The sequence below is a fragment of the Streptomyces johnsoniae genome, assembly GCF_031845565.1.
Lineage (GTDB): Bacteria > Actinomycetota > Actinomycetes > Streptomycetales > Streptomycetaceae > Streptomyces > Streptomyces johnsoniae.
In genome coordinates this window covers 237,863-261,407 of record NZ_JAVREV010000005.1, presented here as the reverse complement: position 1 = coordinate 261,407, position 23,545 = coordinate 237,863, and the positions used below count along the sequence as shown (strand labels likewise).

The window sequence follows — 23,545 nt, the reverse complement described above, 5'->3', positions numbered from 1 at the left end:
GGACGGCCTCCCCGGTGGATGCGGCGGCGTTGCCGTGCAACTGTCGGGTCATCGGTTGTTGCTCCTTGTTCTTGCGTGTTCTGCGTGTGATCGGTTTCTCGGGGGAGGGAAGGGCGGTGGGGCGGCCGGGGCCGCCTCAGCGGTGCGCGGCCGGGCCGGTCAGCGCGTGCGCCGCATGAACGAGCAGCCCGGTGGCCGCCGCGCCGCAGGCCAGCGCGGGAACGGCGGCCACCCCGTGCGCGTCGGCCAGCGCCGCGACGGGACGGGCGAGCGCGTCGCAGCCGGGCAGCCACGACGCGCTGACCAGGGCGAGTGCCAGCCCCTCCACCGCCCCCGCGGCGGCGAGGCCCACCGCGGCGGCGCGCCGGAAGCCGTGCCCGACCAGCAGCACGACGGCTCCGAGCAGCAGCCCGAGCGCCGCGGCGGCGCCGAAGGGGAAGGGGCCGAGCAGCAGCCGCACCAGGCCGAGCGCGGCCAGCAGGCCGACCAGGTAGAGGCCGAGCGCGGCGGCGAGGAGCGCCCTGGCCCCGGCCGCGAAGCCGCGGACGCCGCGGCTGACGGCGAGCCGCCGCCGGCAGCGCGCGGCGAACCAGACGCGGCACCACAGCGCGGGCGCCGCGGCGAGCGCGAGGGTGAGGGTGGCCGCTGCCGCCGCGTTCTCCTGCGGCTGCTGCCCGCCGGGCAGCAGCTCGGCCAGCAGGCCGTCCCCGGCCAGGGCGTGCGCGAGCGGCGGCAGCGCGAACGGGCCCGCGATGCCGAGCGGTGACCGCCGGAACAGCACGAGCCACAGGGCGGCCAGCGTCGCGGCGGCGAGGGCCGTCCGGCCCGCGCCGGCCCGCAGCCCCGTCGCGCACAGCGCGGCGGGCAGCAGCGCGAGCAGCAGGTCGGCGACGCGGCGCAGGCGGCCGGTGCAGGGTCCGGGCGCCTGGGCGAGCGGGCGGCCGGGGCGGGGCGTCGCGCGCGCGTACAGCTCCTCGGCCAGCGAGAAGACGTCGCGGTGGCGGAAGCGCGCGGCGGTCCTGTCGGTGACGCCCCTGGCTTCGAGTCCGGCCGCGATCTCCAGCGGGTCCACGGCCCGTTCGCACAGCGTGCGGTGATCGCGCAGGAGGGCGGGGAGAGGATCGGCGGAGGCCATCACACCCGCTCCCCCGGCCGGCCGGCGGCGGGTATCGGCTCCGTCGCCAGGCCCGCCGCGCTCCGCGCGGTGCGGCCCAGCTCGCGGTAGATGGCGTCGAACGCGGCGACATTCCGCTCGACGGTGAACAGGTCGAGGGCGCGGGCCCGCGCCGCCGCGCCGAGGCGCGCACGCCGCGCGGGGTCACGCAGCAGCGCGAGACAGGCGTCCGCCAGCGCCCGCCGGTCGCCGGGCGGCACCACGAGGCCGGCACCACCGACGACCTCGGCCACCGCCCCCGCGTCCGTGGCGACGGTGGCGCGGGCGCAGAACATGGCCTCGATCAGCGGTAGCGGGAACCCGCTGTCCGCGCCGGGGAACACCACCACGCCGCCCGCGGCGTAGGCATCGGCGAGCGTGGGCACATCGGCGCCGCCCACCTCCGTGAACGTGACGGGCCCGGCGGGGCCGGGGAAGAGGCGCGCGGCGAGCGCGCGGCAGCGGGCGAGGTAGCCGGCGTCCGGCCGGCCGCGGGCCGGGGTGCCGACGATGCGCAGCCGCGCGGCAGGCTCCGCGGCGCGCACCGCGTGGAACGCGTGCAGCAGACCGGCGAGGCCCTTGCCGGGCTCCGCCCTGCCGACCCACACCAGAGCGGGGAACGCGGCCCCACGCCCGGACCCGGCCTCGGCCGCGGCGCGGAACGGGCGCGCGTCCAGCCCGGGGTACACCGTGCGCAGCCGCGCCGGCTCGGCCCCGCACCGCTCCTGCCACCGGCGCGCGGTGGTGTCGCCCGGCGTGATCAGCGCGGCCCTGCGGTACGCCTCGCGGGCGAGCCGCACCTGGAAGGCGGCCAGCAGGGCGCGAACGGGGGCGCCCGCGGCGGAACGCGGCACCGTGTGCGCGGCCGCACTCGCCAGGTAGTGCTCGCGCAGCCGCACGCCGTACTCGGTGATCAGCAGCGGAGTGCCGTACCTGTGCCGGGCGATCAGGCCGGCCAGCGCGGCGGGCCCGGCGCCGACCGCGTGGCACAGCTCGCCCGCGCCGGGCCCTTCCGCCTCGTACCAGCCGAGCGACAGCGGGCGCAGGGCCCGCTCCAGCCGCTCGGCGACGGCGAGCAGATCGGCCACCCGCGCGCCGTGCACGGCCCGCGGCGCGCCGGGGGCGCGGCAGGCCGCCTCCAGCGCGCGGACGGCGTGCTCCGAGTAGAGCCACGTGCTGAGCCCGCCGTGGTGGGCGGCGAGGTCGGCGAGCCCGTAAAGCCCGTCGGCGAAGCGGTCCGCCTGCCGCGCGGGCTGGGCCTCGCCGAGCGGCTGGTACCCGGGGCAGAGCGCCGCGACCAGCTCGGCGAAGCACTCGGCGAACCGGCGGGCCGGCGCCCGGGCCACGCGCGCCCACGCGCGCGGGGCGCCGGGCCGGGCGGCGATGCCCTGCGGCGGCCCCCACAGCGGGGCGGTGTGCACGCCGCGCACGTTGGCCGGGAGCGGGCGCCGCGGGCCGAGCTCCTGCTGCCTGCCGCGACTCAGCGCCAGAACCTCGAAGTCGTGCTCCGGCAGGCCGTGCAGCAGCCGGTCGCACCAGGCGACCGACTCGCCCTGTGCATACGGGTACCCACCCTCTGTGAGCAAAGCGACGCGCACCGGCGCACCCCCTGTCTGACATCTCCGTGTCGGAAAGACGGTATGTCTACATGTGCCTGATGCGGCGGACGGTTGTCCGCCACACCATCAGAAGGGGTGAATATTCGTGACTTTGTGCCGAGCGGCGTCGTTACGGCGTGCCGGGCCGGTCAGTTGTCCGGGTGCGGCCACGGATTGGGCCGACAGGTCACGCCGTTCATCTCCAGGAACTTGGTCTGCTGCATCATCACCGGCGCGAGCGCCCCCTCGGCCGGGCACGTCAGGTGCCCGTAACCGAGCCGGTGCCCCACCTCGTGGTTGATCAGCATCTGGCGGTACCCGGCGATGTCGTCGCCGTAGGTCTCGGAACCCTGCGCCCAGCGCCAGGCGTTGATCATCACGCGCTCGGTGTTCGAGGAGTTGCAGGAGACGTTGTCCTCGGTGACGTCCAGACCTGAGCGGGCACACCAGTCCGCCGTCGTGCCCGGGCTGGCCAGGGTCACGATGAAGTCGTAATCGCCCGCGGAGACCCGCGAGAAGGAACGCTCGCCGTCGTTGGTCCAGCCGCGGTCGTCGTTCAGTGTGCGGTGGACCGCCTCGGCGAACAGCTCGGGGTCGAGGCCGAGCCGGTCCTCGACGTCGACGCGGTACCGCAGCTGCGTCGCCGCCTCCGGCTCCACCGCCTCGGCCGTGCCCTCGACGGGCACCAGCTCGCCCGAGCCGGTCATCTCCGGGTCCAGCTCGAACATGGTGCTCAGCAGCTCGTCGTACGTCGGCTCCGGCGGCGTGCTCGGCTCCGCGGGCGTCTGCTCCGCCGCCTCGGGCGGCGTCGGAGCCCCGCCGTCGCGCAGCTCCTCGTTCCCGCCGGGCGCGGGCTGCGCCGCGTCGGACACGTCGCTCACGCCCGCGTCGGGGTCGACCATGCGCACGGCCACCACCACGCCGAGCGCCGTCACCACCGCGGCGGCGCCGATGCCCGCCAGCGTGCGCCCCCAGCCGCCCTTCGCGCGCCGGTGCCCCGGGCTATCCCCGCGCACGGACCCGCGCCTCGCCGGCCTGCCGTGGCGCCGGTGCGGCGGCGCGCCCTCCGGCTCCGCGCTCCGCTGTTCGGGGACGCGGTGTTTGAAGGAACCCTCGTCGAAGGCATCGAGATACTCCTGGCGCGGTCCGGCGTTGTGAGGTACTGCGGCGGGGTCGCGGTGGTCCATGCAGCTCCCTAGCCGACGGGGGGCCCGGCGGTCTCGGCGAAGAAGTCCCGGAAGGCCACGGCCACTTCATCCGGGTACTCCATCATGGCCATGTGCCCGGCCTCCGGGAGCACCACCAGCCGGGAAAAGCCGAACGCCCGTCCCGCCCGCCGGGCCATCCGGAAGGACACCAGCCGGTCCCGCACACCGTAGACCAGCAGCGTCGGCGCCAGCACGCGCTCGGCCTGCCGCCACAGCGAATGCTGGCCGCCCAGCGTGTAGGCGTTGACCAGGCCGCGCGCCGAACGGGTCAGCGAGTCCCAGAAGTACGGCAGCGACTGCCGCCGTTCCAGCTCGGCCTCCGCGGCGGCGAAGTCCTCCGGCGTGATCCGCGCCGGGTTCCCGTAGCACAGCCGCAGCACCTGGCGGGCGCGCTGGCCCGCCGTCATCTCCCGGGTCATGCGGGGCATCAGCCGCGGCATCCCCGGCAGTCCGAGCAGCCCCGTCGGCCACGCGGTGCGCTGCGGCGTCAGCTCGGGCAGCGCGGGCGAGACGAGGGTGAGCGTGCGGACCAGGTCGGGGCGCAGCGCCGCGACGCGCGTGGCCACGGCACCGCCGAGCGAATTGCCGAAGAGGTGCACCGGCCCCCGGCCCCCGCGATCGGCCGAGTCGAGCAGCCGGATCACGGCCCTGGCGTGCCCGTACACGGAGTAGTCGCCGCTGTCGGGCGGCGGGGAGGCGCCGAAGCCCGGCAGGTCGACGGCTTCGCACTCGACCTCGCCGGCCAGCAGCTCCATCAGCGAGGACCAGTTGCGGGACGAGCCGCCGAGACCGTGCACCAGCAGCGCGGACTCAAGGCCGTCGCGCGTGGCGGCCCGGCGGCGGACCGCGAGCGTCATCCCGGGCAGCGACACCGTTCGCAGCGTCTCCCCGTCCCTGACCCCTGGCCAGCCCTCCGTCGCGGCAAGTGCCGCCTGGGCGCGCAGCTCCTCGGTGGTTGGCATGGGCGCCATAGTAGGAGCCCGCCGCGCCGCGTGGCACACGCCCCTCCGGGGGCCCGCGCGATTCGTGGGTTCGCCCTCCCGCGAAGTCGCCCCTAGGCTGGAATGACCCGCAGGACCACCTTGCCGACCACGAGGAGGTGGCGACATGTCCCAGGACCCGAGGGACCCGGAGACGTTCGACGAATTCCTCGACGAGGAGCAGGAGGAGGGCCTCTTCGAGGAGGACCTGGAGGACGAGGTGCCCGAGGCCGACGCCGCCGAGCAGCGTCTTGAGCTGCTGCGGCTCCGCGACACCCCGCTGACCGGGCGCGCCGCGGAGGGAGTGGACCCGGCGGACGCCGCGGAGCAGGCCAGGGCCGTCGACCCGGGCGACGACGAGTACCGCTGAGCGGAAATGTCCGGCGAGCAGGAATGTCCGCAGAGTGAAATCCTGCCCTCACGATGCACGCTCCGCGACTACTCGAACGTACGATGACGACACGGCGCGCGGCCAGGAATGCGCATCGCAGGGAACGATCACCGGGAGGCGGCGTGAGCGCCACTGAGCAGACCGAGGCGCGTCCGCGAGGTACCCGCCTGCCGCGCCGGGCCCGGCGCAACCAGCTGCTGGGCGCGGCCCAGGAGGTGTTCGTCGCGCAGGGTTACCACGCGGCGGCCATGGACGACATCGCGGACCGCGCGGGTGTCAGCAAGCCGGTGCTCTACCAGCACTTCCCCGGCAAGCTGGAGCTGTACCTCGCGCTGCTCGACCAGCACTGCGAGGCGCTGGTGCAGTCCATCCGCAAGGCACTGGCCGCCACCAGCGACAACAAGCAGCGGATCGCCGCCACGATGGACGCCTACTTCTCCTACGTGGAGCACGAGGGCGGCGCGTTCCGGCTGGTCTTCGAGTCCGACCTGACGAACGAGCCGTCGGTGCGCGAGCGCGTCGACCAGGTGGCGCTCGACTGCGCCAAGCTCGTCTGCCCGCTCATCGTCGAGGACACCGACCTGTCCGAGGAGCAGGCGATGCTGCTGGCCGTCAGCCTGTGCGGCATGGCCCAGATCACCGCCCGGCACTGGCTCAGCTCCGGCCAGCAGATCCCCGGCGACGTCGCGCGGACGCTGACCGCCGGCCTCGCCTGGCGCGGGATCGCAGGCTTCCCCATCCAGCACTGAGACGGGCACTGACCCGGCCTGTTCGCTCTGGGCGTGGCCGCCCGGGACAGGCCCGGCGAACGGCGCGGATAACCTGTGGTCAGTACGGCGCGGACCGTCGCGCACGTTTGGGACCAGCGGAGGGACAAGCCGTGGAAATCAAGATCGGCGTTCAGCACACACCGCGGGAGATCATTCTCGAGAGCGGGCAGTCCGCCGAAGAGGTCGAGAGCGCGGTCAGCACGGCGCTGTCCGGTTCCGGCCAACTGCTCAGCCTGGTCGACGAGCACGGCCGCAAGGTTCTGGTCCCGGCCGACCGGGTGGCCTACGTGGAGATCGGCCAGCCCACGCCGCGCCGGGTGGGCTTCGGAACGCTCTGACGGCGCTCCGACGGCGCAGTGCCCGCAGCGTGTGTGAGCGGCGGCCGGGTACACCGGCCGCCGCTCACGCGCTGTCCCGCGGCCGGCGCGGCGCACTAGGCCCTGTCCTGCCGATCTTGCCGGGCCCGCGACGCCAGCTACGGCACCTCGCTGCGTTACCGAATCGCGCGAATACGGACAGGTATGAGCTGCGATCCGGCGCCTGGCGATCCACCGCATCTGACGCCGCGGGCTGATCCGACAAGATCGACAGGACAGGACCTAGTGTGGAAGGCCGCCGAGGAGGGAGGAGGGCAGCCGCCGTGCCCGTCACCGGCATACCGCGCAGCGGCCGGGGCCGCGCGCGCCGCGCCGTTCCCCCGCTGCCCCGGCTGCCCCCGCTCGCCGGCCTCCCCCAGCAGCGGCTCGACGCCCTGCTGCTGACCATCGCCGTCACCGGCGTCTCGCTCTCCGGGCCGCTCATCGCGGCGACCGCCGCCCCCGCCCTCGCCATCGCCTTCTGGCGCAACGCCATGGCCGCAGCCGCGCTCACGCCCGTCGTGCTGCTGCGCGGGCGGCTGCGCGCCGAGCTGTCCCGCCTCGACCGCCGCACGCTGCTGCTGTCGCTGGCCGCGGGCGCCGCGCTCGCCGCGCACTTCGGGCTCTGGCTGCCCAGCCTCCACCTCACCTCCGTGGCCTCGTCCGTCGCCCTGGTCACCACCACCCCCATCTGGACCACCCTGCTGCTGCGCCTCACCGGCCGGCGGCCGCCGGCCGCGGTCTGGGCCGGCTCCGCCGTGGCCGTCGCCGGCGTCGTCGTCCTCACCGGCGTCGACCTGGCCGTGTCGCCCGAGGCCCTGGCCGGGGACGCGCTCGCGCTCGGCGGCGGCATGGCCGCCGCCGTGTACGTGCTGATCGGCGCCGAGGTGCAGCGCACCACCAGCACCACCGGCTACACGTTCCTGTGCTACTCCACCACCGCCCTGCTGCTGCTCCTGGTCTGTCTCCTCGCGGGCAGCCCGCTCGGCGGCTACTCCGGGGAGACGTGGCTGAAGCTGCTCGCCCTCACCCTCGCCTCCCAGTTGCTCGGCCATTCCCTGATCAACCGCGTGGTGCGCGGCCTGGGCCCGTCGGTCACCTCCATCGCGCTGCTGCTGGAGACGCCGGGCGCCGCCCTCATCGCGGCCGTGTGGCTCGGCCAGCTGCCGCCGGCCGCCGCGTATCCGGCCCTCGGCCTGATCGTGCTCGGCCTCGCCCTGGTGATCCGCGCGGAGCGCACATGAGTGCGGACGAGGTGCGGGAGCGCGTCGAACGGCGGCTGCGCGAAGCGGTCGGCCCACCGGACGCGCGCGCCGCGGTCACGTTCATCGGCACCGGGCGCATCGAGGTGCTGCGCATCCCCGACGCCGGGCAGGGGCTGGTGCGGTACGCCACCTCCGGCATGTCGGCGCTGCCGATGACCGATCCCACCGCCGCCGTCGCCGATCCCGACCGCGGCCCGCGCGCGGAGCTGCTGCTGACCCTGCGCGCGGGGCACGCGCGGACCGACGCCGTGCACCGGGCGCTCGCCGTGTTCGCCGCCTCGCCGCAGGTGGAGGGCGTGGTGCTGGCCGCGGGCGGCTCGCTCGACCTCGGCGAACCGCTGTGGCCCGGCGCCCCGTTCACCTCCGTCCTGGCGGGCGAGCCGGGCGCGGTGGTGCCCGAGCTGCCGCTGCCCCCGCCGCGCGATCCGGTCCGTTTTTTCCCACTCCTGCCGATGACTCCGAACGAGGCCGCCTGGAAACGCGTCCACGGCGCCGCTGCCCTGGAGGAACGGTGGCTGCACCACGGCACGGACCTACGCGATCCGGCCCGCGCGGCGGTGCCCTTGGGCGAGTGACGGCGCTTGACGGACGGGCGGCGCGGAGGGACTGTTGTTCCCCATGAGGGGCGAACCCAGTTGCCCGAAATGCGGTGGGCGGGTGCGAGCGCCCGGCCTCTTCGCCGACTCGTGGCGGTGCGCCGCACACGGCCCGGTGCACCCGTTGCAGCCCATCATCCCCCCCAGCGTGAACGCCCTCACCGTCGTCGTCGGCCAGGCCGAGGTCCCGGTGTGGATGCCCTGGCCGCTTCCGGTCGGCTGGCTGTTCACCGGCGTGGCCTCCGCCGGTGACGACAGCGGAGGGGGGCGGGCCACCGCCGTCGCCTGCTCGGGCCCGGGACCGCTGGGCGGCCCGGGCGAACTGCTGCTGATCGCCGAGGAGCTGGGCGTCGGGCTCGGCGCCAGGTACGCCGGGATACCGGGCCCCGATCCGGGGCCGCGGCTGCGCGTGGCGGGGCCGCCGCAGGCCAAGGTCCTCGCGGCCGGGCGGCCGACGCCGCTGTGGCTCGTCGACGGCGCCCCCGAGGACCGCGCCGTCTTCGCGGGGGAGGCGATGGGGCGGTGGCTGTGGGCCGTCACCTGGCCCCAGGAGTCGGGACTGCTGCTGTACGACGAGCTGGTGCTCACCGATCTGCGCGACGCGGGCTCCGAGGTGGACCTCGTCCCCTGTGGCGCGCTCTCCCCCCGGCTGCTCGGCTGAGGCGCCCTTGAGGGCCTTCCGCCGTTCGTGGCTATCCTGGCGGGGTGCTCATCGACCTGCACACCCATTCCACGGCCTCCGACGGCACCGACTCCCCCGCCGAGCTGGTCACCGCGGCGCGCGCCGCGGGACTCGATGTCGTCGCCCTCACCGACCACGACACGGTCGCTGGCCACGCCGCGGCGGCGGAGGCGCTGCCGCCCGGGCTGACCCTGGTCACCGGCGCGGAGATCTCCTGCCGCCTCGACGGGGTGAGCCTGCACATGCTGGCCTACCTGTTCGACCCCACCGAGCCCGAACTGGCCAGGGAACGCGACCTGTTGCGCGACGACCGCGTCCCGCGGGCCCGCGCGATCGTCGCCCGGCTGAACGAGCTGGGGGCGCCCGTGGCCTGGGAGCGCGTCCGCGAGCTCGCCCAGGGCTCGATCGGCCGGCCGCACATCGCCGCGGCCATGGTCGAGGCCGGGATCATCGAGGACGTGTCCGCCGCGTTCACCGCCGAGTGGATCGGCGACGGCGGCCGGGCCCACGTCGCCAAGCACGAGCTGGACGCCACCGCCGCGATCGGCCTCATCCACGACGCGGGCGGCGTCGCCGTCTTCGCGCACCCGCTGGCCTGGCGGCGCGGACGCGTCGTCCCGGACGCCGCCATCGCGCAGCTCGCCGCGGCGGGCCTCGACGGTGTGGAGGTCGACCACATCGACCACGACGCCGCCACCCGCGACCGGCTGCGCGGCATGGCCGCCGACCTGGGCCTGCTGACCACCGGGTCCAGCGACTACCACGGCACCCGCAAAAGCTGCCGCCTCGGCGAGCACACGACGTCGCCCGAGGCCTACGCGGAGATCACCGAACGGGCAAAGGGCGCCCGCCCCCTGACGGCCGCGCGCTGATCACGCCCCACCGGTGCCGCGCCGCGGACCTCACCGGGCGGGCGAAGCACACCCGTCCGCCGGCGGCCGCGGGGCGGCGGCGGGCCGGTCGGTCGCGGGCGGGGAGGTGTGCGTCCAGAAGTCGAGCAGGGCCGTGGCGGTCTCGACGGGACGTTCCGCGTTCGGCGAGTGCTCCGCGCCGCGGATCACCGTGCGGCGCGCGCTCAGCCGGTGCGCCATCCGGTCGAGCAGCGGCACCGGCCACGCGCCGTCCCGCTCGCCCGAGAGCACGTGAACGGGCAGCCCGGCCGCGGCGAGCCGCGCCACGCGGTCCGGCTCGTACCGCAGCGTGCGGCCGGTGGCGAGCAGCTGGTCGGGCACGTTGGCCAGCCAGCGGCGGTGCAGGAACGCGCCGACGTCGCCCGGCTCCACCCCGCGGTAGCACACCTGCCACACGCGGCCCGCGCCCAGCACGGGCAGGCCCAGGCGCAGCGCCCGCGCCCGCCACCGCTGGCGGCGGGCGACGCGGCCGGGGCCCGAGGCGATGAGGGTCAGGGAGGCGAACGGCGAGGGCCGCCCCGCGGCCAGGGCGCGCAGTACCGCGCCGCGCGAGATCAGCCCGCCCAGCGAGTGCCCGACCAGGTGCACGGGACCGGCGCCCAGCGCGTCGGCCTGCGCGAGCACGTCCTCCGCGAGCGCCCCGAGCCCGTAGGCCGTGCGCCCCGGCGTGCCCGCCGTCTCGTACTGCCCGCGCCCGTCCACGGCGACCGCGCGGTACCCGGCGGCGGCCAGCGGCTCCAGCAGCGCGATGAAGTCTTCCTTGCTGCCGGTGTACCCGGGCACCAGCAGAACCGTTCCGGCCGGCTCCCCGGCGGGGACGGCGTCGAGCACGGCGAACTCGCCGCGCCGGGTGGCGAGGCGGTGGGCCCGCACTCCGGTCGGGGGCACACAGAACGGCGGTCTGCTCACAGCTTCGACAGTAACCCGGACGGGCAAGCCGGTGACCGGCCGCGCACGGCCCGCGCAGCGCCCCGGGCCGCCGTTGGTGCTCCGGCCCGGACGCGGTGCGCGTCTTGTCCCCTCAGGACTCCTCGGTGGGCCGGTCCGTCCGGCCCGCGCGGGTCCTGCGACGCCGGCGGCGCGGGGTGCGCGGTGCGGCGGACGCCGCCTCGTCGTGCCCCTCGGCGGGCGCGGCCTGCGGCTCGGCCTGCCGCGGCGCCGTCTCCGCGACGACGCCCACGCTCTCCCCGGTCTCCCCCGTCTCCCCGGGAGCCACCGGGGCTCCGCCGCGTGTGCGGCGCCGCTGCCGCGGTGCCCGCGTGCGGACGGCCGCCGGGCGGCTCTCGCGCCCGCGGCGCTTCGCGCCCGTGCCGCCGAGGTCCTCGACCTCTTCCGCGTCGAGCCCGGCCCTGGTCCGCTCCGCGCGCGGCAGCGTGCCCTTGGTGCCGTCGGGAATGCGCAGCGACTGGAAGAGGTGCGGGGAGGTCGAGTAGGTCTCCGGCGGGTCGGGGAACGCCAGCCCCAGCGCCTTGTTGATCAGCTGCCAGCGCGGGATGTCGTCCCAGTCGACCAGGGTGACGGCGATGCCGGTCGCGCCCGCGCGGCCGGTGCGGCCGACGCGGTGCAGGTAGGTCTTCTCGTCCTCCGGCGTCTGGTAGTTGATCACGTGGGTGACGCCGTCCACGTCGATGCCGCGGGCGGCGACATCGGTGCAGACGAGCACGTCGACCTTGCCGTTGCGGAACGCGCGCAGCGCCTGCTCGCGGGCGCCCTGCCCGAGGTCGCCGTGCACGGCGGCGGCGGCGAAGCCGCGCCTGCCGAGCTGCTCGGCGACATCGGCCGCGGTCCGCTTGGTGCGGCAGAAGACCATCACCAGTCCGCGGCCCTCGGCCTGGAGCATGCGCGCGACCATCTCCGGCTTGTCCAGCGAGTGCGCCCGGAAGACGTGCTGCGTGATGTTGGCCACAGTCGCGCCCTCGTCATCGGGCTCGGTGGCGCGGATGTGCGTGGGCTGGCTCATGTAGCGGCGGGCGAGGCCGATGACCTGGCCCGGCATCGTCGCGGAGAACAGCATCGTCTGCCGCTTGGCGGGCAGCAGCTGGATGATCTTCTCCACGTCCGGGAGGAAGCCGAGGTCGAGCATCTCGTCCGCCTCGTCCAGGACGAGGCAGCGGACCCGCGACAGGTTCAGCTTGCGCTGGGCGGCGAGGTCGAGCAGGCGGCCCGGGGTGCCGACGACGACGTCGACGCCCTTGGCGAGGGCCTCGACCTGCGGCTCGTAGGCCCGGCCGCCATAGATCGACACGACCCGGACGTTCCGCACCTTGCCCGCGGTGAGCAGGTCGTTGGTCACCTGCTGGCACAGCTCGCGCGTGGGGACGACGACGAGGGCCTGCGGCCCGTCGGTGAGCTGGGCGGGCGCGGCACGGCCGGACTCGACGTCCGCCTGGACGGTGACGCTCTCCAGCAGCGGCAGCCCGAAGCCGAGCGTCTTGCCGGTGCCGGTCTTCGCCTGCCCGATCACGTCGGTGCCGGCGAGGGCGACGGGGAGGGTCATTTCCTGGATGGGGAACGGGGTGGTGATGCCGACGGCCTCCAGGGCCTCGGCTGTCTCGGCCAGAATTCCGAGATCTCGGAATGTGGTGGTGGTAGCGGACAGGGTCGTTGCCTCTTCTGTGTGACGCGGCACCCGGCGGCGAGGCGGGTCGATTGCACCGTGCCGTCGAGTGGCGGCCCCGGTGGGGGGCCGGTCGTCCGGCGCGGGACCCGGTCGTCTCGCTCAAGCGCACGCACCGCGCGAGCGGGGTCCCTCATGCCGCGGATGGTGCGGGGCTCCCCGGAACCGTCCGGGGGGACCCTCACCGCACCGCGCGGAGGGCTGGTCAGGTCGGAGCCGATCGGGCCACCGACCGGGCATCCTCGGGTTTCCTGGACAATCCGCGCTTTCCGGGCCCAGGTCGCCAGCATGGGGATGGGCCCACCGCATACGCGTGAGCCGCTATACCACTGTACCTCGGAACGGCGCACATGTGTCAGGCCGCGTTCCCGGGGAACGCGGCCGGGCCCGCCCACCCGGTTCCAGCGACTATTGTGCACTCGCGTGAACGTTGCCGGGCGCGACGCCGATCCGCCTGCGGAGGAGACCTGATGGAGACGCCGAAGACCCCGACTCCCGATGCGGCCGACCCGGCCGGGACCACGGAGGTCACCGGCGTCGCCGCGGCGGACTGGCCGGAGGCGTCCGCCGACCCGCGGTACCGGGCGGCCGTGGTCGATCTCCTGGGCGCGCTGGCCTACGGCGAGCTGGCGGCGTTCGAGCGCCTCGCCGAGGACGCGAAGCTGGCGCCCACCCTGCCCGACAAGGCGGCCCTGGCCCGGATGGCGGCGGCCGAGTTCCACCACTTCGAGCAGCTCACGGGCCGCCTGCGGCACATCGACGAGGACCCGGCGCGGGCGATGGAGCCGTTCGCGTCCGCGCTGGACGAGTTCCACCGGCTCACGGCGCCGTCCGACTGGATCGAGGGCCTGGTCAAGGCGTATGTCGGGGACGCCATCGCCGCCGACTTCTACCGCGAGGTCGCCGTCCGCCTCGACACCGACACCAGGTCCCTGGTGCTGGCCGTGCTGGACGACACGGGGCACGCCTCGTTCGCCGTGGAGAAGGTCCGCTCCGCCATCGAGGCCGATCCGCGCGTCGGCGGCCGGCTCGCGCTGTGGGCCCGCCGCCTGATGGGCGAGGCCCTGTCGCAGGCCCAGCGCGTGGTCGCCGACCGGGACGCGCTGTCCACCATGCTCGTGGGCGGCGTCGCGGACGGCTTCGACCTGGCCGAGATCGGCCGGATGTTCTCCCGTATCACCGAGGCGCACACCAAGCGGATGGCCGCCCTCGGCCTGTCCGCCTGAGGCCTCGCGGGGCTACGCTCCGGGCATGACGACCGCCGCCGCGTTCGACCGGGCCCTGATCGAGGAAGCCGCCAAGAAGTCCGCCCTGGTGTGGGTGCGGGGCCAGGAAGGTCCGGCCCGCGCCCTGTGGCACGTCTGGCACGACGGCGCGGTGTGGCTCGTCGGCGGCCCCGGCGAGCAGCCGCTCGACGGGCTCGGCCTGGCCGACGGGGGCACGGCCACGGTCAGCTGCCGCAGCAAGGACAAGGGCGGCCGGCTCGTGGTGTGGCCCGCGCGCGTCGCGGAGCCGCCGCCGGACGGGCCCGAATGGGCCGCCGCGGTCGCCGAGCTGAAGGGCAAGCGGCTGAACGCGCCGGACGCCGAGACGCTGCCCGGCCGCTGGGCCGCGACCTGCCGGGTGCTGTGCCTGGCACCGGCCGGGGAGCCCATCCAGCGCCCCGGCCGGCTGCCCGACGCCTCCCAGGCCGCCGCGCCCCTGCCGACGCCCGCGAGCACCCGCGTGCCCGTGCCGAGCGGTCTGCCGGCCCGCCGTGGCGGCGGCCGGCGGGGCGGCGCCGCTACTCCTCCTCGGTGATCATCTCGTCGCCGTAGTCGACGACGTCGTCCTCCGGCGGCGCGTTCAGCGAGAACTCCTCGCCCCAGTCGTCCATCGTCAGCTCCCCTGCCTCGCCGCCGCGCTCGATCCGCAGCGGGTAGGGGGTGCCGACCAGGGAGACCTCCATCGCGCCGCCCGCGCCGCCGTCGCCCTCGACGCGGACCGTCTCCACCCCGTCGATCTCGCCGTGCTCCTCGTCGACGGCCCGGTCGCCTTCCAGCGTCAGCAGCCCGTCGAGCAGCGTGTTCTTGTCGGTGAAGCCGCTCAGCTCCGCGTACGCGGGGTCCTCGGGCGCGACCCTGACGTACCGGCCGTCCAGCTTCTCCGCCGGATCGGACTCCAGCTCCTCCGGGATGCCCCCGCTCTCCCAGAACGCCGCGTCCGCCTTGATGTACAGGTCCTCGCCGACGCGCAGCACCTCGAACGTGGCGCCTCCGGCCGAGACCTCGCCCACCCCGCCGTCGTTGCCGAGCCGCACGTCGAGCCGGTAGGAGCTGTCGCCGGTGATGACCGTGCCGGACAGCCGGACGGTGGCCGCCTCGGCCGCGGCCTCTCTGGCGCGCCGCTCCATCTCCTCCGGCGCGAGCTCGTCGACGCCGTTGGTCTCCACCTCGGGCTCCTCGGAGCCGCCGCACGCCGACAACGTCACGGCCAGCGCGCCGGCGCACACCGCGCCCGCCACGGCCCTGCGCCACCTGAGCTGTTCTGTGGGGGCAGTTGGGGTCACGGGGCGCAGCGTACCGGCAAGCCCGCCGCGGCCTGTAGGTCGTGTCCTGCCCCCGCGTCCCGGCGCCGTACCATCGGGGTCATGGCTACCGATACCCCCCAGGCCCGGGGCGCGACGGGCACGCTCCCCACGGAAGACGCGGTGCGGGCCGCCCTGACGCGGGTGAACGATCCGGAGATCCACCGGCCCATCACCGACCTCGGCATGGTCAAGTCTGTGGACATCGGCGCCGACGGTACGGTCACCGTCGGGGTGTATCTGACGATCGCGGGCTGCCCGATGCGCGACTCGATCACGGCCGACGTGACGGCGGCGGTCCGCGCGGTCGACGGCGTCTCCGGGGTGCGCGTCGATCTCGACGTGATGAGCGACGAGCAGCGCAAGGACCTCGCGGCCTCGCTGCGCGGCGGCAAGGCCGAGCGGGAGATCCCGTTCGCCCAGCCCGGCTCGCTGACCCGCGTCTACGCGGTCGCCTCGGGCAAGGGCGGCGTCGGCAAGTCCTCCGTCACCGTCAACCTGGCCGCGGCCCTGGCGGCGGACGGGCTGAAGGTCGGCGTGGTGGACGCCGACATCTACGGCCACTCGGTGCCCCGCATGCTGGGCACGGACGCCAGGCCGACCCAGGTGGAGGACATGATCATGCCGCCGTCGGCGCACGGCGTGAAGGTGATCTCCATCGGGATGTTCACGCCGGGCAACGCGCCCGTGGTGTGGCGGGGCCCGATGCTGCACCGTGCGCTCCAGCAGTTCCTCGCGGACGTCTACTGGGGCGACCTCGACGTGCTGCTCCTCGACCTGCCGCCCGGCACGGGCGACATCGCGATCTCCGTCGCGCAGCTCGTTCCCGGCGCGGAGATCCTGGTGGTGACCACGCCGCAGCAGGCTGCCGCCGAGGTCGCGGAGCGGGCCGGCTCGATCGCCGTGCAGACGCACCAGAAGATCGTCGGCGTCGTGGAGAACATGGCGGGCCTGCCCTGCCCGCACTGCGGCGAGATGGTCGACGTGTTCGGCACGGGCGGCGGTCGGCGGGTCGCGGAGGGCCTGACGCGGACGACGGGGGCGGAGGTGCCGGTGCTCGGCTCCATTCCGATCGACGTGCGGCTGCGGGAGGGCGGCGACGAGGGCAAGCCCGTCGTGCTGTCCGACCCGGACTCGCCGGCCGGCGCCGCGCTCCGCGAGGTGGCCGCCGCGCTCGGCGTGCGGCAGCGGGGACTCGCCGGGATGTCGCTCGGCATCACCCCGCGCAACAAGTTCTGAAGGGCCGCGGCGGGCGGCCTGGCCGCCCGCCGGGACCGCGGACGCTACGGGGCCCTGTCCTGCCTATCTTGCCGGGCCCACGACTCCCCCAGACAGGACAGGACCTAGGCGTAGCTCTCGATGTCCTTGACCACGGCGAAGCCGAGGCCGTACGCGCTCATTCCGCGCCCGTAGGCGCCGATGTGCACGTCGTGCTGCGCGGCCCCCGCCAGCACCCAGCCGTACTCCGACTCCCGGTAGTGGAAGTCGGTGGGGATGCCGTCCACCGGCAGGGACAGCACCGTCCAGGTGCCGCCGTGCAGGTCGTCGGCCAGCTCCCAGGCGATGGCGGTCTGCTGTTCGAGCCAGTCCTGCCGCAGCGCCCGTTCCAGCTGCGAGGGCCAGGTGCACGACAGCAGGCCGGAGCCGGCCAGCCACGCGGCGGAGGACACCGTCGTGGCCTCCAGGAGTCCCGTGCCGTCCGGGCTGCGCCGCACCGGGCGGCTGGCAACGGTCACCACGACCGCGAACCGCTGCTCCTCGTCCTCGAGCTCCCCCCGCAGCGACGGCTCGTCGCCGTGGCCCGTGGAGCCGTGCTCCACGGCCCCGTCCGCGGAGACCCCGACCTGCATCAGCCAGCGGGGGCCCGTGAACGCCTCGTCCAGTCCGTACCAGGGGAAGCCGGCCATTAGATAGCCTTCCACCGCGCGGCGCGCCCCCGGGACCCCCTGCGGCGCGCCCCCGCCCCCGGACGCGCCTGGGCCGCCTGCGGAGTCCTGCGGCTCTGCCCGACTCGTCGTCTCCATGTAACGCGACGCCTCCTCGTTGCCCTCGTCCTGGGCTCACCCCGGACATAGGGAGGATAGCCATACAGGTCCGGGGTGTCGGGCATGCCTGGAGATCAAGTGGTGTCATATGCCCCGAAGGGCGGCGCATCCACTCAGGTGGCGTCGGCGTCGAACGGCGGGGGGTCCTTGGGGGCCGCGGCCTGCGGGGCGGCATCGTCCTTCTTGCTCAGCGACACGGAACCGGCCGCTGCCGCCGTGCCCGCGGCGGCGCCCGCCGCGGCGGTCGTGGCACCGGTGCCACCGGGGGACTTCTTCGCCAGGCGGCTCCCCGGGGTGCGGCCGTTGACCGCGTCGGTCACCTCGGTCAGCTCTTTGCGCATGTCGAGGCTGCTGGTGAGCTCCTTGAGACCGAGATCGTCGTTGTCCAGCAGGTGCTTCTTCGCGAAGCGGCGGGGATTGAGGTCCTCGAACTCGAAGTCCTTGAACTCGGGCCCCAGCTCGCTGCGGATGTCCTGCTTGGCGCTGTCGGAGAACTCGCGGATCTTCCTGATGAAATTGGCCGCGTCCTGGATCATCTTCGGCAGCTTCTCCGGGCCGAAAACCAGGATGGCGAGGATGATCAGCGTGATGAACTCCAGTGACCCTATATCGAAGAACACCTGACAGCTCCCTCACGCATACGGTAGATGGCCACGGTACCCGGCAACGGCCGCGGACGGGAGACGGCGTACCTCAACGATGCGGTGAACGACGGGCCAAGAGCACGCCGAGCGCCCCGCCTCAGTCACTGTAGGCCTCCCCCAGGGTGACGGGCAGTGAGATCTCGTCACCGTCCCGTTCGATGGTCAGCTCCAGCTCGTCACCGGGCCGGTGGCTGCGGATCTTGACGATCAGCTCGTCGCTGCCGCGCACCGGCTCCCCGTCGACCGCGGTGATGACGTCGCCCTCCGCCACGCCCGCCTCGTCGGCCGGACTGCCGGGCTCCACCGCCCGGCCGCCCGAGGCACTGCCGATGCGGGCGCCGTCGCCCGGGTAGCCGGTGTCCAGCGTGACGCCGATGACCGGATGGCTGGCCCGCCCGGTGTTGATCAGCTGCTCGGCCACGTCCTTGGCCTGGTTGACCGGGATGGCGAAGCCGAGGCCCACGCTGCCCGACTGCCCCGGGTCCAATCCGCCGCTGTCCGCGGTGCGGATCGCGCTGTTGACGCCGATGACCCGGCCGCTGCCGTCGACCAGGGGGCCGCCGGAGTTCCCCGGGTTGATCGGGGCGTCGGTCTGGAGCGCGTTGACGTAGCTGATGTCCGAGCCGTCCGCCTCCGCACCGCCCGCCGTGATCGGCCGCTCGGTGGCGCTGATGATGCCGGAGGTGACGGTGCCCGCCAGGTCGAACGGGGCGCCGATCGCCACCACCGGGTCGCCGACGCGCACCGCGTCGGAGTCGCCGAGCGGCAGCGGGCTCAGCCCCGAGACCCCGGTCACCTTGACCACGGCCAGGTCGTAGCCGCTGTCCTGGCCGATGACCTCGGCCTGCGCCCTGTCCCCGCTGCTGAACGTGACGTCTATCACGCCGCTTTCCGCGGCCGGGCGCACCACGTGCGCGTTCGTGAGGATGTGCCCCTCGTCGTCCAGCACGAAGCCGGTGCCGCCGCCCAGGGTGACCACGCCGGGCAGCACCTCCGCGGCGATACCGGCGATGCTGCCCTCGGGGGGTGGCGACTCTCCGGCCGTGGCCTGCGGCAGCCTCACCTCGCTGAACAGGCCCTCCCGCTCCAGGTACACCCCGATCCCGCCGCCGAGGACGCCGGCCACCAGGGCGATCACCGCCGCCCCCGCGACCAGCCGCCCGGCCCGCCCGCGGCCGCCCGGCGGCGGCTGCTGCGGGGCGGGGTGGGCCTGCGGCACCGGCGTGCCCCCGTGCGGCGTGGCCCACGGGTCGTAACGCGGCCCCTCGGAGCGCGCCCGCGGGGCGGGGCCCTGCGCGGGCGGGGGCAGTTGGGTGCCCGCGGGCGGGGTCGGGTCGGGCCGCTGCACGGGGGGCGCGGGCGCCCAGGGGCCCGGCTGGCCGTACGGCGGTGTGCCGTACGGGTCCTGGCCCGCCGACTCCGCGTCATCGCCCGCGCCCGATCCCCAGGCGGGCTGCGAGGCGGCCTGGTGGCCGGGAAGGCTGTTGCCCTTGTCCATGGCGGCTTTCCCCATCGTCTCCGCGGCGTCCCTAATCCCGGCTGAGAATTGAACCAGGTCAGTCGCCCGAAATCAGCGAGGACTCAGCGCATTCAGAATGCTCGGTGCGGCCGAGGGATCGGCGTCCGCGCCGAGGCCCAGGCCCGTGCCGAGCAGCGGGAACAGCTGCCCGCTGGTCCCGATCGGCCCGGCCGGGGCGCTGAGCAGCGCAAGTCCTGCGGCCTGGGCGGTCAGCACCGCGGGCAGCCGGTTTTCATCCTCCGAACGCGCGGCCGGTGGGCGGGCCACGTTCACCGTGCTGGCGCCGCTGCCGGCGGACACCGCGCTGGGCGGGGCGGAACCGGCCGTGGTCGTCGCGGTGCCGACACTGCTGACCGCCCCGCCGATGGCGAACGCCGCCAGCGAGACCGCGCCCGCGGCGGCGAAGGCGAGCCGGTGGCCGCGGGGCACCCGCGCGGCCCCCGGCTCATGTATCCGGAAGCCACGCTCGCCGCCCAGGGTGGGCGGGCCGAGCAGCGAGTCGCGCTGGCGCCCGCCCGGCAGCAGGTCGAGGCGCAGGGCCGATGATCGCTTGGCCGGCGGCTCGTCGCGGTCGTCCGGCGCGTCGTCGTCGGCGGGCGCGGCCGGACCCGTGTCGGCCGCGGGCAGTCCCTGGAGCCTGGCCAGCAGCCCGTCGGACGGGCCGGGCAGCGGGCTGCTCGCGAACACGCTCTTGACCTCGCGCTGCGCGTCCGCCTCCGCCTTGCAGTGCGCGCAGGTGGCGAGGTGGGCCAGCACGCGGTCCCTGCTGTCGTGGGACAGCTCACCGTCGACAAGGGCCGCCAGGCTCTCCCCGAGGTGGTGGTCGGACCGGCCGGTGCCCTCGGGACCGCTCACTCCGCCCCGCCTTCCTCCGCACGCGTCCCCGCCGGGACGGCGGCGAGGACGGAGTCCTCCCGCTCCACCCGCTCGGCGCGGACGCGGGGCGAACGGTGGCGCAGCGCCTTGCGCAGGTGCGAACGTCCGCGGTGAATCCGGCTGCGCACCGTGCCGAGCTTCACGCCGAGCGTGGTGGCGATCTCCTCGTAGCTCAGGCCCTCGATGTCGCAGAGCACCACGGCGGCGCGGAAGTCGGGCGCGAGGGTGTCCAGCGCCTGCTGCACGTCGGCGTCGAAGTGGGTGTCGTTGAAGTGCTGCTGGGGCGTGGGCTCGCGGCTGGGCAGCCGGTCGGCGGCGTCCTCGCCGAGGGCGTCGAACCGGATGCGCTGCTTGCGGCGCACGGAGTCCAGGAACAGGTTGGTCGTGATGCGGTGCAGCCAGCCCTCGAACGTGCCGGGGGTGTACGTGGACAGCGAACGGAAGACGCGGACGAAGACCTCCTGCGTGAGGTCCTCGGCATCGTGCTGGTTGCCCGTGAGACGGTACGCCAGCCGGTAGACGCGCGCGCTGTGGGTGCTGACGATCTCTTCCCAGCTCGGCGGCGCCCACGTGGCGCTGTCGGAGCCCTCGTTGAACGTGGCGACGGTCGTGGTGGTGCCGTCGGCCGCGTCGGCGGTGGCCTGCGCCCGGTCGGCGTCAGCGTTCTCTGTCACGGAATTCGGCCCGCCGGAAGACCGCAGGAAGCGTTTGAGCGCCCCCCGGCCGGTGGACGTGGCCGCACCTCCCCTGTCGGCTCTGGTGGTGTCCAGTGGAGTCCCTACCATAGCCACCTCGCCCGTTAGCTCCGGATAAGCATTTCTTGACGGCTTTCCGCCGGCGCCGCTGCGGGCGGCCCCGATCCATCCAACGTCCGGTCCGGGCGCCCTGTTCCCCCGCGGAGTCGATACAGTCAAAGCGCGTGAGAGACGGGGACAGGAGAGGGCCATTACCGGCAACCGGCTGACGAGCTGGGCGTTCGCCGAGGCGTATGGCGCACCGGACGCCGAGACCGCCGAGGGTGCGGCGCTCCGATGGGCCCGCACCCGGGCCGGGGAGGCCGGGGTGCGCCCGGTGTCGCCCGGTACCGGGGACGCCCTCCGGCTGCTCGCCGCCGCGACGGCGGCCAGGGCGGTGGTCGAGATCGGCACGGGCGCCGGGGTGTCCGGCATCCACCTGCTGGCGGGCATGCGGCCGGACGCGGTGCTGACGACGGTGGACGTCGAGCCGGAGCGGCAGCAGTTCGCCCGGCAGGCGTTCCGCATGGCGGGGCACGCGGCCAACCGCACGCGGGTCATCCCAGGCCACGCCCTCGACGTGCTGCCGCGGCTGACCGACGGCGGCTATGACCTGGTGTTCTGCGACGGCGACCGGCTCGAATGCCTGGAGTACCTCGCAGAATCGTTGCGGCTGCTGCGGCCGGGCGGGCTCGTCTGCTTCGCCGGGGTCTTCGCCGGCGGCCGCACGGTGGACTCGGCCGCGCAGCCCACCGAGGTGCGCAAGCTGCGCGAGCTGCTGCGCGCCGTCCGCGAGAGCAAGGAGCTGGTGCCCGCGCTGCTCCCGGTCGGCGATGGGCTGCTGTGCGCCGCGCGGGCCTGACGGCCGCGGGCGGCGCGGCGGACAAGACGGCGCTGCCCCGGACGACCTTCCGGGGCAGCGCCGACGAGTCAGCTCGGAGCGCGGCGGCTCAGCCGGTCACCTTCTTCAGCTCCTCATCGAGCGCGACTGCTTCGTCAGGAGTCAGCTCGACGACGAGTCGGCCACCGCCTTCGAGCGGAACGCGCATGATGATGCCCCGCCCCTCCTTGGTCACCTCAAGCGGACCATCGCCCGTCCGCGGCTTCATGGCCGCCATGCTCGTTCCCCTTCCTGAACCAGCTCGTCGAAGCCGACAACACGAGGGTCACCGGCGTCGAACACATTGCTTGCCGCCATTATCCCGCATGGAACGTGCCGATGACCAACATTGGGCGGTATCCCTTCGGCAACGCACACGCGCAAAACCACTCAATTCGCCGATTGTCCCGCGATAGCGCGGATGACTGCGCCATGCTGTGCGGCATGGCCGACACCGACACCGTGCTCTACGACGTAACCGACGGTCTCGCGACTGTCACGCTGAATCGCCCCGAGGCGATGAATGCCCTGAATGTGACGGCGAAGGAAGCGCTGCGCGACTCGTTGCGGCGGGCGGCGGGGGATTCCCAGGTGCGCGCCGTTCTCCTCACCGGCCGCGGACGGGCCTTCTGCGTCGGGCAGGACCTCAAGGAACACACCGCGGCATTGGCGGAAGAAGACGACGCGATGCGCACCGTCGCCCTGCACTACAACCCGGTCGTCAGCGCCATCACGGGAATGCGGAAACCCGTGGTGGCCGCGGTGAACGGAGTGGCGGCGGGGGCCGGATTCGGCTTCGCGCTGGCGGCGGACTACCGCGTCGTGGCCAGCAGCGCCTCATTCAGCACCGCGTTCGCGGGAATTGCGCTCACGGCCGACTCGGGACTGTCCTGGACGCTCCAGCGGTTCGTGGGTCCCGGTCGTGCGGCGGATCTGCTGCTCTTCCCGCGGAAGATCGACGCCGCGGAGGCCGAACGTCTTGGCATCGCCCAGCGGGTGGTGCCGGACGACGAACTGCCGGAAACCGCACGGGAGATCGCCCGAACCCTGGCGGCGGGCCCCACGCGCGCCTACGCCGCGATCAAGGAGTCGCTCGCCTTCGCGGCCGGACATCCGCTGACCGAGACCCTGGAAGTGGAGGCCGGGCTCCAGTCCGAGGCGGGGGCCACGGCCGACCACCGGGCGGCCGTGGCCGCGTTCGCCGAGAAGGAACGGCCGCGCTTCCGCGGTGCCTGATCGCCGCGTCAGGCCGGGTCCTTCGGCGGCGAGGTGTCCTCGGGCCCGGCCGGGGCCGCGGCGCCGGCCAGCGCCGTCTCCAGCTCGGTGATCCGCGCGTCACGCTCGGCCAGCTCGGCCGCGAGCCGGTCGAGCACGTCGTCCACCTCGGCCATCCGGTAGCCGCGCGGCGCCACCGGCAGCCGCACCCGCACCACGTCCGCCGGGCCCACCGGCCGGTCCATCGGCAGCGGGTCGTCCAGCCGGTCCGGCTCCGCGTCGGCCAGCCCGCCGGCCGCAGGACCGCCGGACCCGTCGCCGCTGCCCAGCACCGCGAGCGTGACCGCGGCGATCACCACGACCATCGCCGCCATCAGAAACCAGAACACGAAAACTGCTCCCCCTTGCCTCGTCGTTGGTGCCTCGTCGTCGGCGCCTCGTCGTGGGCGCCGCGTCCGCGGCGCGTCCGGCCGCTGTGCCGATCGTCGCACGCCCCGCCGACAGCGGCGGGCGGGTAGGTTCGAAGCGTACGCCGCCGC

General features: G+C 74.7%; 26 protein-coding genes. 12 read left to right on the top strand and 14 right to left on the bottom strand.

Annotated features, from left to right (window positions below; all coding sequences use genetic code 11):
- Window positions 1–136: 136 nt before the first annotated feature.
- The 4 genes from RM779_RS11365 to RM779_RS11350 all read right to left on the bottom strand — a co-directional run bounded on the left by RM779_RS11365 (window position 137) and on the right by RM779_RS11350 (window position 4,921).
- The gene (locus RM779_RS11365; protein ID WP_311617558.1) at window positions 137–1,135 is read right to left on the bottom strand and encodes a hypothetical protein; all 999 of its coding nucleotides are present in this window, start codon (window positions 1,133–1,135) and stop codon (window positions 137–139) included.
- On the bottom strand, window positions 1,135–2,751 hold the full coding sequence (locus RM779_RS11360; RefSeq protein ID WP_311617557.1) for a DUF3492 domain-containing protein: 1,617 nt from the start codon (window positions 2,749–2,751) through the stop codon (window positions 1,135–1,137). Before RM779_RS11360 ends, RM779_RS11365 begins: the two co-directional genes overlap by 1 nt.
- 149 nt (window positions 2,752–2,900) lie before the next feature.
- Window positions 2,901–3,938: a DUF3152 domain-containing protein gene (locus tag RM779_RS11355; protein WP_311617556.1), complete on the bottom strand. Its 1,038-nt coding sequence runs from the start codon at window positions 3,936–3,938 to the stop codon at window positions 2,901–2,903.
- An 8-nt stretch (window positions 3,939–3,946) separates the two neighbouring features.
- Window positions 3,947–4,921 carry an alpha/beta fold hydrolase gene (locus RM779_RS11350; RefSeq protein WP_394813273.1) on the bottom strand — a complete coding sequence of 325 codons (975 nt, stop codon included), beginning with the start codon at window positions 4,919–4,921 and terminating at the stop codon, window positions 3,947–3,949.
- Between the two features lie 145 nt (window positions 4,922–5,066).
- Between RM779_RS11350 and RM779_RS11345 the strand changes: the two genes are divergently transcribed.
- The 7 genes from RM779_RS11345 to RM779_RS11315 all read left to right on the top strand — a co-directional run bounded on the left by RM779_RS11345 (window position 5,067) and on the right by RM779_RS11315 (window position 9,871).
- Entirely contained in the window at window positions 5,067–5,309 is a 243-nt protein-coding gene (locus tag RM779_RS11345; RefSeq protein ID WP_311617555.1) for a hypothetical protein, read from the top strand.
- A gap of 143 nt (window positions 5,310–5,452) precedes the next feature.
- Window positions 5,453–6,079, top strand: coding sequence for a TetR/AcrR family transcriptional regulator (locus RM779_RS11340; RefSeq protein ID WP_077059149.1), 627 nt, complete (start codon window positions 5,453–5,455; stop codon window positions 6,077–6,079).
- Between the two features lie 131 nt (window positions 6,080–6,210).
- Window positions 6,211–6,438 carry a DUF3107 domain-containing protein gene (locus tag RM779_RS11335; protein ID WP_077059150.1) on the top strand — a complete coding sequence of 76 codons (228 nt, stop codon included), beginning with the start codon at window positions 6,211–6,213 and terminating at the stop codon, window positions 6,436–6,438.
- A 302-nt stretch (window positions 6,439–6,740) separates the two neighbouring features.
- Window positions 6,741–7,700 (top strand): DMT family transporter, encoded by a 960-nt coding sequence (locus RM779_RS11330; RefSeq protein ID WP_394813272.1) that lies wholly within the window; start codon window positions 6,741–6,743, stop codon window positions 7,698–7,700.
- Window positions 7,697–8,296, top strand: coding sequence for a suppressor of fused domain protein (locus RM779_RS11325; protein WP_311617554.1), 600 nt, complete (start codon window positions 7,697–7,699; stop codon window positions 8,294–8,296). The genes RM779_RS11330 and RM779_RS11325 overlap by 4 nt, the downstream gene beginning before the upstream one ends.
- Before the next feature lie 43 nt (window positions 8,297–8,339).
- Complete coding sequence (locus RM779_RS11320) at window positions 8,340–8,978, top strand: DUF6758 family protein (protein WP_311617553.1); 639 nt, start codon at window positions 8,340–8,342, stop codon at window positions 8,976–8,978.
- 44 nt (window positions 8,979–9,022) lie between these two features.
- Complete coding sequence (locus tag RM779_RS11315; protein WP_311617552.1) at window positions 9,023–9,871, top strand: PHP domain-containing protein; 849 nt, start codon at window positions 9,023–9,025, stop codon at window positions 9,869–9,871.
- A 30-nt stretch (window positions 9,872–9,901) separates the two neighbouring features.
- Here the strand turns inward: RM779_RS11315 and RM779_RS11310 are convergent, their stop codons facing one another.
- Window positions 9,902–10,819 (bottom strand): alpha/beta fold hydrolase, encoded by a 918-nt coding sequence (locus tag RM779_RS11310; RefSeq protein WP_311617551.1) that lies wholly within the window; start codon window positions 10,817–10,819, stop codon window positions 9,902–9,904.
- A 112-nt stretch (window positions 10,820–10,931) separates the two neighbouring features.
- Complete coding sequence (locus RM779_RS11305) at window positions 10,932–12,407, bottom strand: DEAD/DEAH box helicase (RefSeq protein ID WP_449657298.1); 1,476 nt, start codon at window positions 12,405–12,407, stop codon at window positions 10,932–10,934.
- Between the two features lie 590 nt (window positions 12,408–12,997).
- Here RM779_RS11305 and RM779_RS11300 point away from each other — a divergent pair.
- Both RM779_RS11300 and RM779_RS11295 read left to right on the top strand, forming a co-directional pair.
- Window positions 12,998–13,753: a ferritin-like fold-containing protein gene (locus RM779_RS11300; RefSeq protein ID WP_077059155.1), complete on the top strand. Its 756-nt coding sequence runs from the start codon at window positions 12,998–13,000 to the stop codon at window positions 13,751–13,753.
- A gap of 25 nt (window positions 13,754–13,778) precedes the next feature.
- Entirely contained in the window at window positions 13,779–14,327 is a 549-nt protein-coding gene (locus RM779_RS11295; RefSeq protein ID WP_311617550.1) for a hypothetical protein, read from the top strand.
- Here RM779_RS11295 and RM779_RS11290 read toward each other — a convergent pair.
- Entirely contained in the window at window positions 14,311–15,075 is a 765-nt protein-coding gene (locus tag RM779_RS11290; RefSeq protein WP_311617549.1) for a hypothetical protein, read from the bottom strand. The genes RM779_RS11295 and RM779_RS11290 overlap by 17 nt on opposite strands.
- 81 nt (window positions 15,076–15,156) lie before the next feature.
- Between RM779_RS11290 and RM779_RS11285 the strand changes: the two genes are divergently transcribed.
- Window positions 15,157–16,332: an Mrp/NBP35 family ATP-binding protein gene (locus tag RM779_RS11285; RefSeq protein ID WP_311617548.1), complete on the top strand. Its 1,176-nt coding sequence runs from the start codon at window positions 15,157–15,159 to the stop codon at window positions 16,330–16,332.
- 104 nt (window positions 16,333–16,436) lie between these two features.
- On the opposite strand, the gene RM779_RS11280 is transcribed toward RM779_RS11285, so the two are convergent.
- The 5 genes from RM779_RS11280 to sigE form a co-directional block, all read right to left on the bottom strand.
- Complete coding sequence (locus RM779_RS11280; protein WP_311617547.1) at window positions 16,437–17,117, bottom strand: hypothetical protein; 681 nt, start codon at window positions 17,115–17,117, stop codon at window positions 16,437–16,439.
- 134 nt (window positions 17,118–17,251) lie between these two features.
- Entirely contained in the window at window positions 17,252–17,758 is a 507-nt protein-coding gene (locus tag RM779_RS11275) for a sec-independent translocase (RefSeq protein WP_311617546.1), read from the bottom strand.
- A 121-nt stretch (window positions 17,759–17,879) separates the two neighbouring features.
- The gene (locus tag RM779_RS11270) at window positions 17,880–19,295 is read right to left on the bottom strand and encodes a S1C family serine protease (RefSeq protein ID WP_394813270.1); all 1,416 of its coding nucleotides are present in this window, start codon (window positions 19,293–19,295) and stop codon (window positions 17,880–17,882) included.
- A gap of 57 nt (window positions 19,296–19,352) precedes the next feature.
- Window positions 19,353–20,156: a zf-HC2 domain-containing protein gene (locus RM779_RS11265; RefSeq protein WP_311617544.1), complete on the bottom strand. Its 804-nt coding sequence runs from the start codon at window positions 20,154–20,156 to the stop codon at window positions 19,353–19,355.
- Entirely contained in the window at window positions 20,153–20,962 is an 810-nt protein-coding gene (gene sigE, locus RM779_RS11260) for an RNA polymerase sigma factor SigE (protein WP_311617543.1), read from the bottom strand. The genes RM779_RS11265 and sigE overlap by 4 nt, the downstream gene beginning before the upstream one ends.
- 100 nt (window positions 20,963–21,062) lie before the next feature.
- Here sigE and RM779_RS11255 point away from each other — a divergent pair, with 100 nt between their 5' ends.
- Window positions 21,063–21,773 carry an O-methyltransferase gene (locus tag RM779_RS11255; protein ID WP_311617687.1) on the top strand — a complete coding sequence of 237 codons (711 nt, stop codon included), beginning with the start codon at window positions 21,063–21,065 and terminating at the stop codon, window positions 21,771–21,773.
- Window positions 21,774–21,861: 88 nt separating this feature from the next.
- Here RM779_RS11255 and RM779_RS11250 read toward each other — a convergent pair whose 3' ends face one another.
- Window positions 21,862–22,029 carry a DUF3117 domain-containing protein gene (locus RM779_RS11250; protein WP_019434894.1) on the bottom strand — a complete coding sequence of 56 codons (168 nt, stop codon included), beginning with the start codon at window positions 22,027–22,029 and terminating at the stop codon, window positions 21,862–21,864.
- Between the two features lie 206 nt (window positions 22,030–22,235).
- On the opposite strand from RM779_RS11250, the gene RM779_RS11245 reads away from it, so the two are divergent.
- Entirely contained in the window at window positions 22,236–23,027 is a 792-nt protein-coding gene (locus RM779_RS11245) for an enoyl-CoA hydratase/isomerase family protein (protein ID WP_311617542.1), read from the top strand.
- A gap of 8 nt (window positions 23,028–23,035) precedes the next feature.
- Here RM779_RS11245 and RM779_RS11240 read toward each other — a convergent pair whose 3' ends face one another.
- Window positions 23,036–23,395: a DivIVA domain-containing protein gene (locus RM779_RS11240; protein ID WP_311617541.1), complete on the bottom strand. Its 360-nt coding sequence runs from the start codon at window positions 23,393–23,395 to the stop codon at window positions 23,036–23,038.
- Between the last annotated feature and the right edge of the window lie 150 nt (window positions 23,396–23,545).